Here is a 13,140-nt window from a genome sequence, read left to right as displayed (position 1 = left end):
TAGCCTACCGGCCCACCGCCAGCCGCTGGCTGGTGGTGGTGCCATCGGCGGCCGTGGCCTGCACCACGTAGAGGCCGGGGGCTAGCCTATGCAGGTCGAGCTGGCGCGTGCGGGCCAACTGCGCGTCGGTGCGCACGAGGCGGCCGGCCAGGTCGTAGAGGCGCAGGCTGGTGGGCTGGGCGGTTTCGACGGTGGCGGCCCCGGTGGCGGGGTTGGGGTAGAGGCTGAGGGCCAGCGCGGTGGCCGCGCCGGGGCGGGCGGCCAGCACCGTGCGGTTGCGCGTGAGGTAGCTCACGAGGCCGCCGGTTTCGGTGCCCACGTAGAGCTCGGGCGCGCCGTCCTGGTTGAGGTCGGCGGCGGCGGCGGCAAAGCGCAGCACGTAGCCTTTGCCCAGCCGGGCCGGCTCGTACTGGTTAGTGAAATTATTCAGAAACAGCTCGTTGGTTCCCAAAAAAGTGCCGCTCTGGCCCTGGAAAGCCGAGTAGAGCGTCACCGCGCCTTTGCCATCGAGAACGAGCAGGTCGGCGCGGCCGTCGCCGTCGAAGTCGGCCACCGCCGGGGCCAGGTAGGGCGGGCGGCTGCCGGCGTCGAGTAGCTGGCCGTAGTTGTTGTTGGCGAGCACGAAGAGGTTGTCCACGTTGCCGCCGGCCGCCGCGCCCTGGTTGCGGAAGTAGCGCAGGCTGCCACCCGCCTCCTGGGTGTCGTTGGTGCCGAGCAGCAGGTCCATGTAGCCATCGCCATCGACGTCAAAAAAGCACGGCGTGTCGCCTTGCCTGGCCGGCAGCACGCCGGTGCCCGCCGCGCCCTGCGGCTTAAAGTAGCTGGCCCGGCTAGGGTCGAAGCTCACGGCCTGGCCGGCCCGGGCCGCGTTCAGGATGTAGCGCAGCTGGTTGGTAGTGCCGTTATACACCGAATACACGAGGTCGGGGGCGCCGTCGCGGTTCACGTCGGCCAGGGCCGGGCGCAGGCTCTCAAACTTGACGCTGGGCGTGCGCGCGGCCGCGGCGGCTAGCCCCAGGTAGTCGTCCGTCACGAGCCGGAACACCGGGCGGCGGGCCGTGCCCACGTTGCGGTAGTAGTAGATACTGGCGCGGTAGTAGCCATTTACGAGGTCGGCCTGGTTGCCCACCAGCAGGTCGGTCAGCCCGTCGCCGTCGATGTCGGCGAAGGCCGGCACGCTGCCCTCGCTCGCATCGAGCATGTCGTTTTGCAGAAAGCCGTCGTTGGCTAGGCTGAAGCTGGGCACGGCCGCGGCGCTGGTCGCCGCGTTTTGGTAGAGCCGGATGCTGTGGCGCATGCTCACGCGGTCGAGCGAGTTGTCGGTCATGTTGGGCGCTACCACCAGGTCGGGCACGCCGTCGAAGTTGGCATCGAACGAATACGGCGCCGGAAACACCGGCAGGTTCACCGGCGCGGCGGCCGACGGAAAGGCGCTGCTCACCCCGCTCGCCGCCACCAGCCCCGCCACCGTCGAGGCACCCGAATTGAGCAGCTGCGTGAGCTGCGGGCAGTTGTCGCGGCCATCCAGCACGTCGAGCTTGCCGTCGCCGTTCAGGTCGATAAACAACACGCTGTGGCCGGGGCTGTGCTGTACCTTGTAGACCGCGCAGGCCGTGCTGCCCGCCGGCTGGTACGAGGCGCACGTGCCGGCGCAGGCCTGGAGCTGGCCCCAGTAATTGGTGCTCTGCGTAAACGAGCTGATGCCGCCGCACGCGCCGGTGCTGGCGTTGAGGTACAGCTCCAGCACCGTCGAGCCCACAAAGTCGTAGGTCAGAATGTCGAGCCGGCCATCGCCGTTCACATCCTGAATACTGGGCGTGTTGTACGAGCCAATGTTGAGGTTGCTGATGTAGCCATTAGCCACCGGAAACGACAACTGGTTGTTGGCCAGCGTAAATGTGGGCCGGCCGCTGGCATTGGCCACGTTGTGAAATACCCGAATGTCGCCGCCGCTAGCGTAGGTGAAGAGGTCGGCGCGGCCGTCGCAGTCATAATCGCGCAGCAGGGCCCAGCCCGAGAGGTCACTCGGGAAAAGCGACTCGTAGTCGGGCGCGTACTGCCAGCGCCGGCCGCTAGCCCCGGCCACGCTCAGAAAGGTGTAGCAGCGCGCCGTTTCGCGGTCGAAGGCAAAGAGGTCGGGCTGGCCGTCGCCGTTGAGGTCGATGGTGCTGAACTGCGGCGTGTTGAGGCCGCCCGTCCAGGCCTGGGCCAACGTATCGGTGCCCTGCACAATCTTGGCCACGCTCCCGAAGGTGAAGCCAAACTGCGAGCTCGGCGCCTGCGCCCGCGCCGCGCCCGTAGCCACCCCTACCAGCAGCCCTGCCAAAAGAAAAGAACGCCGCATAAGCTAAATCCCAAAAGCCGGTACCGGCTAACAACGCCAGCCCGGCCGTAAGTTGCACCCATAATTATTAATGAGCAGTGAGCAACGAGTAGTGAATAAGTGGCCAACAATAGCGCCCGCTGCGGGGCAAATTGTTAGCGGCTCGCTCAGTGCCCCGCTAGCATCGGCCAATGGCGCACTACGCCTGGCTCATTACGTCTTGAAATGATGACTCTTTACGACCACTACCTCGCCGCCCAGGGCCAGGTTAGCACCGATTCGCGCCAGCCCCAGCCCGGCACGCTGTTCTTTGCCCTCAACGGCCCGAGCTTTCGCGGGGCCGACTTTGCCGGCGGGGCGCTGGCCCAGGGCGCTAGCCACGCCGTGGTCGATGACGAGGCCCTGGCCGCCCACGACCCCGCGCACTACACCTACGCCCCCGACCCGCTGGCCGCCCTGCAGGCGCTGGCCCGTGAGCACCGCCGCCGCTTTCGCGGCCCCGTGCTGGCCGTGACGGGCTCCAACGGCAAAACCACCACCAAGGAATTGCTGACCGTGGTGCTGGCGCAGCAGTATAACGTGCTGGCTACCATTGGCAATCTCAATAACCACATCGGCGTGCCGCTCACGCTGCTGCGCCTGCGCCCCGAAACCCATGAAATCGCCATCGTCGAGATGGGCGCCAACCACCAGGGCGAAATTGCCAGCTACTGCCAGTGGGCCGAGCCCACCCACGGCCTCATCACCAACATCGGCAAGGCCCACCTCGAAGGCTTTGGCGGCGAAGCCGGCATTGCCAAAGGCAAGGGCGAGCTGTTTGACTACCTGGCCAGCCACGGCGGCACGGCTTTCGTCAACACCCTCGATGCCAAGCTGCCCGCCCTGGCTAGCCCCGTGCCACAACGCACCAGCTACCCCGGTCCGGCCGATACCTACCCAGCTAGCCTGCTGGCCGCCGACCCCGCCCTGCGCCTGCGCCTCTGGGACGGCACCGAAGTGGCGGCCCAGCTAACTGGCGAGTATAATTTTCCGAATATGGCCGCCGCCGCCGCCGTGGGGGCTTATTTCGACGTGCCGGCCGCGCAGGTCGCCGCCGCGCTGGCTAGCTACAACCCGCAAAACAACCGCTCGCAGCTCGTGCGCACGGCCGGCGGCAACGACCTCATCCTCGACGCCTACAATGCCAACCCCAGCAGCATGGCCGCCGCGCTGCGCAGCTTTGCGCAGCGGCCGGTAGCCGCCGGGCAGGGCCGGCTAGCCATCCTGGGCGACATGTTTGAGCTGGGCGATAGTGCCGAAGCCGAGCATACCGCGTTGGGCCAGCTGCTGGCCGAGTTGAAGCTGGATAACGTGCTGCTCATCGGCCCGCTGATGCAGCTTGCCGCCCAGGCCCAGCCCGCCGCCCAGCATTTTGCCGATAAAACGGCCGCCGCCGTGTGGCTCGCCGGGCACCCGGTAGCCGGCCAGCTCGTGCTGCTCAAAGGCTCGCGCGGCATGGGGCTGGAAACACTGCTGCCGCAGCTGTAACGCCTGCCTAAAACGGACTCGCCAGCTCGGCTAGGGTGGGCAGGATGGCATCCTTGGGCGACACCAGCGCCTCGCCCGCAAAGCCCCAGTCGATACCCAGCGCGGGGTCGTCCCAGCGCAGGCCGCCCTCGGCAGCCGGTGCGTAATACGCTGAGCACTTGTAAAGAAACAAGGTATTATCTTCCAGCGCTACGAAGCCGTGGGCAAAGCCTTCGGGCACGTAAAACACGTTGCCTAGCTCGGCCGTGAGCAGCACCTTGGCGTGCTGGCCGAAAGTGGGCGAGCGGCGGCGCAGGTCTACTACCACGTCGAGGGCGCGGCCCTGGGCCACGCGCACGAGCTTGGCCTGGGCGTGGGGCGGGCGCTGAAAATGCAGCCCGCGCAGGGTGCCGGCCTTCGAGCTGCTTTGGTTGTCCTGCACCCAGTGGTGGCGGGGCAGGCCCAACCATTCCATCGTGCGGGCGCTGAACGACTCGAAGAATGCGCCGCGCGGGTCGCCAAAAATGCGGGGCCGGAACTCCAGCAAGCCCGGCAGTGCGTGGGTGATAACTTCCATAAGTAGCGGCGAAATTAAGCCCGAAGGGCGCTAGGGTGGCGGGCCCGGCCGGCCTCGGCCACGGCGTCGAGGTATTGGCGCAGCACCAGCTGCTCGTCAAATTTTTCTTCGGCCAGCTGGCGGCTGGCGGCGCCCAGGGCAGCTAGGCGGGCGGGCGGCAGCTGGGCCACGGTCAGAAGCTTATCGGCCAGGTCGGCGGCATTGCGTACCTGGCAGAGGTAGCCGTTGCGGCCATTTTGCACGGTTTCGCGGCAGCCGGGCACGTCGGTGGTTACCAGGGGCTTGCCGCAGGCGGCCGCTTCGAGCAGGGTTTTGGGGGTGCCTTCGCGGTAGCTGGGCAGCACCACGCAGTCGGCGCGGTGCAGGTGGGCGGCCACGTTGTCGCTGGTGCCCAGGTAGTCGATGTTGCCTTCAGCCAGCCACTGCTCGAAGGTGGCGCGCGTCACGCCCACGCCGCCGGCCTCATCTAGGGCGCCCAGCAGCTGCAGGCGCACATGGGCGGGGCCGAGCGCCGCCCGAACCTGCTTGGCGGCTTCAAAATATTCGGCGATGCCTTTTTCGTAGAGCACCCGCGCCACCATCAGGAAGGTAAACGGCTCGCCGGGCGCCTTTGCGGCGGTCGGCTCGGGCCGGAAGCGGTTTAAATCGACGCCCGAGCCGGGCACCAGGCCCGTGAGCGCCGGCCGTATCAGCCCGCCCCGGATAAAGAGCTCGCGGTCGTCATTATTCTGAAAAAATACTTTTTCCGGAAACCGGAAGGCTAGCCGGTAGAGGCCCTTCACCACCTTGCTCACCAGGTTTTCGACAATGAAAGCCGTGCCCAGGCCACTCACGTTGTTGATGCTGGGCACGCCCGCGATGCGCGCGGCCAGCGTGCCATAGATGTTGGGCTTGATGGTGAAATGCAGCACCACATCGGGCCGCTCGCGCCGGTACACGGCCACGAAGCGCCGCGTCAGCTGGGCATCCTTGATGGGGTTGGTACCCTTATTTTCCATCAGGATGGGCACGTAGCGGCAGCCCAATTCGGTTTCCAGCCGGCCAGAATAGGCATCGGGCGGTGCAATGGCCAGCACCTCGTGGCCGGCCGCTTGCAGGGCCTGCACCAGGCCGCGCCGAAAATTCCAGATGTTCCAGGAGGTATTGATGACGAGGGCAACGCGCACGGGCTAGCGGGGGACAGAAAGCAGAAAAAGCACTAAAACGGCGCAAAGGTCGGGCTAGATGCCGGCCCGCCCGCTATAAAGCGGCCGGGCCGGTTACTTTCGGGACAGTTTTTGCGTTATGCTTCCGTAATGAATGTTTTTAAAATTGCCGGCCTTCTGCTGGCGGGGCTAGCCGGGGCGGGCGCGGCGCAGGCCGCGCCGCCCGCGCCCGGCCAGCTCCTGTTTCAAAAGAATTGCCAGCGCTGCCACGGCCAAGACGGCCGCCTGGGCCGCAACGGTGCCCACGACCTGACCAAGAGTAACCTCAACGCCTTCGGACGCACCTACTTGGTCACCAACGGGATGCGTAAGATGCCGGCCTTTGGCAAAACCCTGACGCCGGCCCAGATTGAGGAGGTCGTTGCCTATTCTCTCACGCTTAAATAGCGCCGGGCTGGCCGCTGGCCGCCGTCGCTTTCCGCTTTTTATGTCCAAATCTAAAGACAACAACGGCCAGGGTAGCACCCGCCACGTGGGCGCTACCGACCACACGCCCGCCCGGCGCGATACCAAGCTCGACCGCCTGCTCAAAACCAAGACCTACGAAACGGCTAAGGAAGTTGAAACCGCCGTGCTGGTGAGCGTGCCCCCGCGCCGCCAAACCGACGCGCAGACGACCGAGTACCTCGACGAGCTGGCTTTTTTGATTGAAACGGCCGGGGCGCAGGCCACCAAGCGCTTTGTGCAGAAGCTCGACAAGCCCGACATCCGCAGCTACGTGGGCGAGGGCAAGCTAGCCGAAATCAAGGCCTGGGTGACGCACGAGAAAACCAGCATGGTGGTTTTCGACGATGACCTCTCGCCCTCGCAGCTGCGCAACCTGGAGGCCGAGCTGAAGGTGAAAATCGTGGACAGGTCGCTGCTCATTCTCGATATTTTTGCGCTGCGGGCTAAGTCGGCCACCTCGCGCACGCAGGTCGAGCTGGCACAGTACCAGTACCTATTGCCCCGCCTCACCGGCCTCTGGACTCACCTGGACAAGCAGCGCGGCGGCGTGGGCATGAAAGGCCCCGGCGAAACGGAAATCGAGACCGACCGGCGCATTGTGCGCGACCGCATTGCTTTTTTGAAAGAGAAGCTCGAAGACCTCGACAAGCAGGCCGTTACGCAGCGCAAGACGCGCACCAATACCATCAGGGTGGCGCTGGTGGGCTACACCAACGTGGGCAAGAGCACGCTAATGAACCTGCTGGGTAAGTCGGAGGTATTTGCCGAAAACAAGCTTTTCGCCACCGTCGATGCCACCACCCGCAAAGTGGTGCTCGACAACCACGTGCCCTTCCTACTGTCTGATACCGTAGGGTTTATCCGCAAGCTGCCCACCAAGCTCATTGAGAGCTTTAAGAGCACGCTCGATGAAATCCGGGAGGCCGATTTGCTGATTCACGTCGTGGATATTTCGCACCCGGCCTTCGAGGAGCACATTGAGGTGGTGAACGAAACGCTGCGCGAAATTGGCGCGGCCGACAAGCCCGCCCTGCTCGTATTCAACAAGATAGACCAGTACAAGGCTGAGGAAAACCCGGCGCTGCAGTTCGATGCCGAACCCGGCGACGACGAGTGGCCCACCGACCAGCACGAGGCCGCGCCGCGCCCGCCCCTCGAGCAATTGCAGGAAACATACATGGCCCGCATGCACGACCCGGTGGTATTCATCTCGGCCCAAAACAAGGAAAATATCGAGGCCCTGCGCGAGCTGCTGGCCCGCCGCGTGGGCGAGCTGGCCGCCAAGCGCTTTCCGCACTTCGCGGCCGGCTACGGCGAATAGCCTGGCTAGGCTGCTGCCACTAAAAAAGGCCGGTCACCACTGACCGGCCTTTTTTAATGCTGCCTGCTGCCTGCGGGCTGGTGGCTAGCCCTACTGCGCGGCGGTGGGCAGCACGGCGGCCAGCTTTTTGCCCAGCTCCTCGCCGCGCACGTTTTTGGCCACCATGCGGCCGTCGGGGCCGATGAGGAAATTCTGGGGAATGGCCTGGATGCCGTAGAGCTGGGCCACGTCGTTTTTCCAGAATTTAAGGTCCGATACCTGGGTCCAGGCTGGCCCATCGGTTTCGATGGCCTTGAGCCAGGCGTCGCGGCCACTTTCGCGGTCGAGCGACAGGCCAAGTACGGTGAAGTTGCGCGTTTTATACTGGTTGTAATTGGCCACCACGTTGGGGTTTTCGCCCCGGCAGGGCCCGCACCAGCTCGCCCAGAAATCGACCAGCACGTACTTGCCCCGGAAGTCGCGCAGCAATACGGGCTTGCCGTTGGCATCGTTTTGGGTAAAATCGGGGGCTAACGCCTCAGCTGTCCCCGCACGGTGTAGGCGTCGCTTTGGGCTAGCGAGAGGGTGGGGGCCAGCACGGCCAGGGCCACCGGCAGGCCGCCGCGCGTGCGTAATGTTTTCATAAGACCGGGTGAAAGATGCTTGTCAACAAGCGGTTAGCTTCGTTTTGATGCCGGCAATATACGTCGCTGCCCGGCCCGGCCCTAGTTTAGCGCTGATTAAGCCCTTGCGACCATGAAAACCCTGTATCTGATGCGCCACGCCAAGTCGAGCTGGAGCTTTGATGAGCTTAGTGACCAGGAGCGCCCCCTCAACGACCGGGGCCGCGCCGACGCCCCCGCCATGGGCCAGGCCCTGGCCAAGCGCCAGATTGCCCTCGACCTGCTCGTGAGCTCGCCCGCCGTGCGGGCCATGACCACGGCTGTGCTCGTGGCCCGCGAACTGGGCTACCCGCACGATAAGATTCAGGTTGAGCCCTGCCTCTACCAGGCCGACCTCGACTCGCAGCTGGCCGTTATTCGCGACCTGCCCGACGCGGCCGAATCGGCCATGCTCACCGGCCACAACCCCACCATAACCGACACGGCCAACTACCTGCTGCCCCATAACAGCTTCACCCACGAGCTGCCCACGGCGGCCGTAGTGTGCGTGCGCTTTCAGGTCGAGCACTGGGCCGAGGCCGGCCCGGCCAATGCCGAGTTTTACTTCTACGACTACCCAAAGAGCAGTTAATCACAAGGCAGTTAGTCAGAAAGGAGCGTCATGCTGAGCTTGCCGAATCATCTCTGCCACTTCCTGGGGTTAGTGACCCTAGCGGCGTGATAGAGATGCTTCGGCAAGCTCAGCATGACGTTCTTCCGTATGCGCTATCCTCCACCCACCACCTTCCTGAATGAAAACCCTGCCCGCGACCTGAGCTGGCTGCGCTTTAATGCCCGCGTGCTCCAAGAGGCGCAGTGCCCCACCGTGCCGCTGCTCGAGCGCCTCAAGTTTCTGGCCATCTTCTCGGCCAACCTCGACGAGTTTTTCAAGGTGCGGGTGGCCACGCTGCGGCGGCTGGTCAAGCTCAAGAAGAAAACCCGCGCCCAGCTGCCCGGCGGCAGCCCCAAGCGCCTGCTGGCCGAGGTGCTGGCCGAAGTGCACCGCCAGCAGGAGGAGTTTGGCCGCACCTTTCGCGAGGTGTTGCTGCCCGCGCTGCAAGGCGCGGGCATTCGGCTGCTTACCGCCGAGGAACTGACCGAGGCGCAGTGCGACTGGGTGAAAACTTACTTCCAGGAGAACGTGCGCGACCTGCTCTCGCCCATCGTGCTCGACGATACGCTGCACCAGCTTTTTCTGAAAGACCAGGCCGTATACCTGACCTTCGACCTAACGCAGCCGCTGCCTAGCCCGGCGGCGGGCAAGGGCAAAGCCAAAAAGGCCACTGCCGAGCGCGTCGTAATCATGGAGCTGCCCACCAAGCGGCACGGCGGGCGCTTCGTGGCCCTGCCCGGCGGCGCGGGCACCGCCGACGACCCGCACCTGGTGCTGTTTCTGGACGACGTGGTGCGGGCCGGCGCGGCTAGCCTCTTTCCGGCCTACGGGCGGGTGCAGGTGAATGCCATCAAGCTCAGTCGCGATGCCGAGCTGGATATTGAGGAAGAAATTTCGGGCGACCTCATGGCCAAAATCAAGAGCAGCCTGGCCAAGCGCGCCACCGGCTACCCGGCTAGGCTGCTCTTCGACCCCGCCACGCCCAAGAGCGTGCTTAAGGCCATCAAGCAGAAAACCGGCATTGAAGACGAGGAGCTGGTGGAAGGCAGCCGCTACCACAATTTCCGCGATTTTTTCGGCTTTCCTGATTTTGGGCGGCGCGATTTGCTGAACCCGGCCTGGACCGAGCTGCCGCACCCCAGCCTGCCGCGCACCGGCCCGCTGCTGCCCAGCATTGCCCGGCGCGACCACCTGGTGCATCCGCCTTTTCAGAGCTTCGACGTGGTGCCGCGCCTGCTGCGTGAGGCGGCCCACGACCCGCGCGTGAGCGCCATCAGCCTCACGCTCTACCGCGTGGCACCCAAAAGCGCCGTGGTGAAGGCGCTGCTCAGAGCCGTGAAAAACGGCAAGCAGGTGACGGCGGTAGTAGAGCTAAAGGCCCGCTTTGATGAGGAAAGCAACCTGCACTGGGCCGAAAAATTGCAGCGGGCCGGCGCGCACGTCATCTTCACGCCGCCCGAGCTCAAGTGCCACGCCAAGCTGCTGCTCATTACGCGCCGCGCCGAGGCCGACGACCAGCCGCAGCGCTACGCCTACCTCAGCTCGGGCAACTTCAACGAGGCTACCGCCCACCTCTACGCCGACCACGGCCTGTTCACGGCCAGCCCCGATATCACGGCCGAGGTCGACCAGGTGTTTCGCTACTTTATCACCGGTGAGGAGCCGGGCCACCTTCAGCACCTGCTGGTGGCGCCCTTCACGCTGCGCAAGCAGCTGCTCAAGCTCATCGCCGCCGAGGCCAGCCGCGCCAAGCACGGTGAGGATGCTTACATCATCTTGAAAGTGAACTCGCTGGAAGACCCCGGCATGATTGCCGCGCTCTACGCGGCCAGCCAGGCCGGCGTGCGCATCGAACTGCTTATCCGGGGCATTGGCTGCCTGGTGCCGGGCGAGCCCGGCCTGAGCGAAACCATCAGCCAGCGCGGCCTGCTCGACCGGTACCTGGAGCACGCCCGCATCTACGTCTTCGGCAACGGCGGCCAGGAAAAAGTCTACGTATCGTCGGCCGACTGGATGAGTCGCAACCTCGACCGCCGCGTGGAAGTGGCTTTCCCGCTGCTCGACGACACGCTACGCGCCGAAATCCGCCACCTGCTCGACCTCGAGCGCCAGGACAACGTGAAAGCCCGCGACTTCGACAATCACTACATTTTGCCCGCCGAGGGCCAGCCGGTGGTGCGGGCGCAGGAAGCCGAGCGCACCTACTTACAAAAGCTGGCCCGGCGGCGCCGCAAGGTGCAGTAGGCAGGGGAAGGAATGAGCGGGGAAAGGGGCTAGCGGCGCGGCTGGCCGTATCTTTTCCCGCTCATTCCCGCCCTTATGACGCCCGAAACGCATTACCGCGCCTGCAACCTCTGCGAGGCAATCTGCGGCCTCGAAATCACGCACCAGGATGGCCGGATTTTGCGCATCGCGGGCGATAAGGCCGACCCGCTCAGCCGGGGCCACATCTGCCCCAAAGCCCTGGGTTTGCAGGATATATACGAAGACCCCGACCGCCTGCGCCGGCCGCTGCGCCGCACCGCCACCGGCTGGGAAGAAGTGAGCTGGGACACGGCGCTCGACGAGGTGGCCACCCGCCTGCGGGCGGTGCGCGCCGCTCACGGCCCGCACGCCACGGCCTGGTACGCCGGCAACCCCACGGTGCACAACTCGGGCACCCAGCTGTCGATGCCGGGCTTTTTGAAGGCGCTCGGCTCGCGCAGCCTGTTCTCGGCCTCGTCCGTGGACCAATTGCCGCACCACTTCGCGGCCTGGCAGCTGTTCGGGCATCCGCTGCTGCTGCCCGTGCCCGACCTCGACCGCACCGACTACTGGCTGATTTTGGGGGCTAACCCCCTGGTTAGCAACGGTAGCCTGATGACGGCGCCCGACGTGGCTAGCCGCCTGCGCGCCATTCAGGCCCGCGGCGGCCGGGTGGTTGTCATCGACCCGTGCCGCACCGAAACCGCCGCCCGCGCCGACGAGCACCACTTCATCCGGCCCGGCACCGACGTGTTTCTGCTGCTGGCGATGGTGCACACGCTCTTCGCCGAAAACCTGGTGCGGCCCGGCCGGCTGGCCGACTGCCTCGATGGCCTGGCCGAGCTGGCCGCCGCCGCCGTGGCCGACTTTGCGCCCGAGCAGGTGGCTAGCCGCACCGGCATGGCGGCCGACACCACGCGCCGGCTGGCGCGCGAGCTGGCCGCCGCCGGGCGCGGCGTGTGCTACGGCCGGGTGGGCGTATCGGTGCAGGAGTTTGGCGGGCTGTGCTTGTGGCTGGTGAGCGTGCTCAACGCTCTCACCGGGCACCTCGACGAGCCGGGCGGGGCCATGTTTGCCACGCCCGCCCTCGACCTGCTGGGTAAGCCTCAGGCGTATGAGCGCTACGACCGCTACCGCAGCCGGGTGCGCGGCGTGCCCGAGTTTATGGGCGAGCTGCCGGTGGCCTGCCTGGCCGAGGAAATCCGCACGCCCGGCCCCGGCCAGTTGCGGGCGCTGGTCACGAGCTGCGGCAACCCGGTGCTGAGCACGCCCAACGGCGGCCAGCTCGACACGGCGCTGGCTAGCCTCGATTTTATGGTGAGCATCGACATCTACCTCAACGAAACCACGCGCCACGCCCACTACATTCTGCCGCCCGCCACGGGCCTCGAAACGGCACACTACGACGTGTCGTTTCACGCCCTGGCCATTCGCAACACGGCGCGCTACTCCGAGCCGTTGGTTGAGAAAACGGCGGAGCAGCGCTACGACTGGGAGATTTTTGAAGGCCTGCGCCAGCGCCTCGAAACCGGCGATGCCTACGACCCGGCCACCGCCGCGCCCCCGGAAAATCCCGAAGCTAAAATCGACCTGGGATTGCGCTACGGCGCCTACGGCCCGGCCGGCCTCTCACTGGCCGCCCTGCGCGCGCAGCCCCATGGCGTAGACCTCGGCCCCTTGCAGCCGCGCCTGCCGCACACGCTGCGCACGGCCGGCCAGCGCATTAACCTGGCCCCGCCGCTGCTGCTCGGCGACCTGGCCCGCGCCCGGCAGGCCCTGGCCGCGCCGCTAGCCCTGGCACCCGAGCAACTGCTGCTAATTAGTCGCCGCGAATTGCGCAGCAACAACTCCTGGATGCACAACCTGCCCCGCCTCATCAAGGGCCGCAACCGCTGCACCCTGCACCTACACCCCACCGATGCCGCCGCCCGCCACCTCACCGCCGGCCAACTGGTGCGGGTGCGCTCGCGGGTGGGCAGCATCGAAGTGCCCATTGAGCTGACCGAGGCCGTGATGCCCGGCGTGGTCAGCCTGCCCCATGGCTACGGCCACCAGCGCGCCGGCCTGCGCCTGGCCGTGGCTAGCCAGCACCCCGGCGCCAGCCTCAACGACCTCACCGACGACCAGCGCCTCGATGCGCTCACCGGCAACGCCGCGCTCAGCGGCGAGCCGGTGTGGGTGGAGGGATAGTGAGCTTGAAAGCTGATAGTTAACGCTGATTCACAGGTTAACTTATTGACTATAAAGTAAAAGTCCCTTAGTG

At 65.7% G+C, this 13,140-nt stretch carries 10 protein-coding genes; 6 read left to right on the top strand and 4 right to left on the bottom strand.

Annotation, left to right across the window (positions count from 1 at the left end; all coding sequences use genetic code 11):
* Positions 1-4: 4 nt before the first annotated feature.
* Positions 5-2,344 (bottom strand): FG-GAP-like repeat-containing protein, encoded by a 2,340-nt coding sequence (locus GKZ68_RS15785; protein ID WP_173116443.1) that lies wholly within the window; start codon positions 2,342-2,344, stop codon positions 5-7.
* A gap of 204 nt (positions 2,345-2,548) precedes the next feature.
* Between GKZ68_RS15785 and murF the strand changes: the two genes are divergently transcribed.
* Entirely contained in the window at positions 2,549-3,850 is a 1,302-nt protein-coding gene (murF, locus tag GKZ68_RS15780; protein ID WP_367949172.1) for a UDP-N-acetylmuramoyl-tripeptide--D-alanyl-D-alanine ligase, read from the top strand.
* Positions 3,851-3,857: 7 nt separating this feature from the next.
* Here murF and rfbC read toward each other — a convergent pair whose 3' ends face one another.
* Both rfbC and GKZ68_RS15770 read right to left on the bottom strand, forming a co-directional pair.
* The gene (gene rfbC, locus GKZ68_RS15775) at positions 3,858-4,406 is read right to left on the bottom strand and encodes a dTDP-4-dehydrorhamnose 3,5-epimerase (protein ID WP_173116441.1); all 549 of its coding nucleotides are present in this window, start codon (positions 4,404-4,406) and stop codon (positions 3,858-3,860) included.
* Positions 4,407-4,420: 14 nt separating this feature from the next.
* A complete protein-coding gene (locus tag GKZ68_RS15770) occupies positions 4,421-5,572 on the bottom strand; it encodes a glycosyltransferase family 4 protein (RefSeq protein WP_173116439.1) in 1,152 nt (383 codons plus the stop codon).
* Positions 5,573-5,701: 129 nt separating this feature from the next.
* Between GKZ68_RS15770 and GKZ68_RS15765 the strand changes: the two genes are divergently transcribed.
* Both GKZ68_RS15765 and hflX read left to right on the top strand, forming a co-directional pair.
* On the top strand, positions 5,702-5,998 hold the full coding sequence (locus GKZ68_RS15765) for a cytochrome c (RefSeq protein ID WP_173116437.1): 297 nt from the start codon (positions 5,702-5,704) through the stop codon (positions 5,996-5,998).
* A 40-nt stretch (positions 5,999-6,038) separates the two neighbouring features.
* Positions 6,039-7,379, top strand: coding sequence for a GTPase HflX (gene hflX, locus GKZ68_RS15760; protein WP_173116435.1), 1,341 nt, complete (start codon positions 6,039-6,041; stop codon positions 7,377-7,379).
* 90 nt (positions 7,380-7,469) lie between these two features.
* On the opposite strand, the gene GKZ68_RS15755 is transcribed toward hflX, so the two are convergent.
* On the bottom strand, positions 7,470-7,847 hold the full coding sequence (locus GKZ68_RS15755) for a peroxiredoxin family protein (protein ID WP_367949171.1): 378 nt from the start codon (positions 7,845-7,847) through the stop codon (positions 7,470-7,472).
* A 267-nt stretch (positions 7,848-8,114) separates the two neighbouring features.
* On the opposite strand from GKZ68_RS15755, the gene GKZ68_RS15750 reads away from it, so the two are divergent.
* The 3 genes from GKZ68_RS15750 (at position 8,115) to GKZ68_RS15740 (ending at position 13,067) form a co-directional block, all read left to right on the top strand.
* On the top strand, positions 8,115-8,612 hold the full coding sequence (locus GKZ68_RS15750) for a histidine phosphatase family protein (RefSeq protein ID WP_173116433.1): 498 nt from the start codon (positions 8,115-8,117) through the stop codon (positions 8,610-8,612).
* Between the two features lie 114 nt (positions 8,613-8,726).
* A complete protein-coding gene (gene ppk1, locus GKZ68_RS15745) occupies positions 8,727-10,877 on the top strand; it encodes a polyphosphate kinase 1 (RefSeq protein WP_254244035.1) in 2,151 nt (716 codons plus the stop codon).
* Between the two features lie 75 nt (positions 10,878-10,952).
* A complete protein-coding gene (locus GKZ68_RS15740; protein ID WP_173116431.1) occupies positions 10,953-13,067 on the top strand; it encodes a molybdopterin-dependent oxidoreductase in 2,115 nt (704 codons plus the stop codon).
* Positions 13,068-13,140 lie beyond the last annotated feature (73 nt).

Origin of the sequence: Hymenobacter sp. BRD128 (assembly GCF_013256625.1) — a bacterium.
GTDB lineage: Bacteria > Bacteroidota > Bacteroidia > Cytophagales > Hymenobacteraceae > Hymenobacter.
Note: the sequence above shows the minus strand (reverse complement) of the source record. Positions and strands in the feature narration are given on the sequence as shown.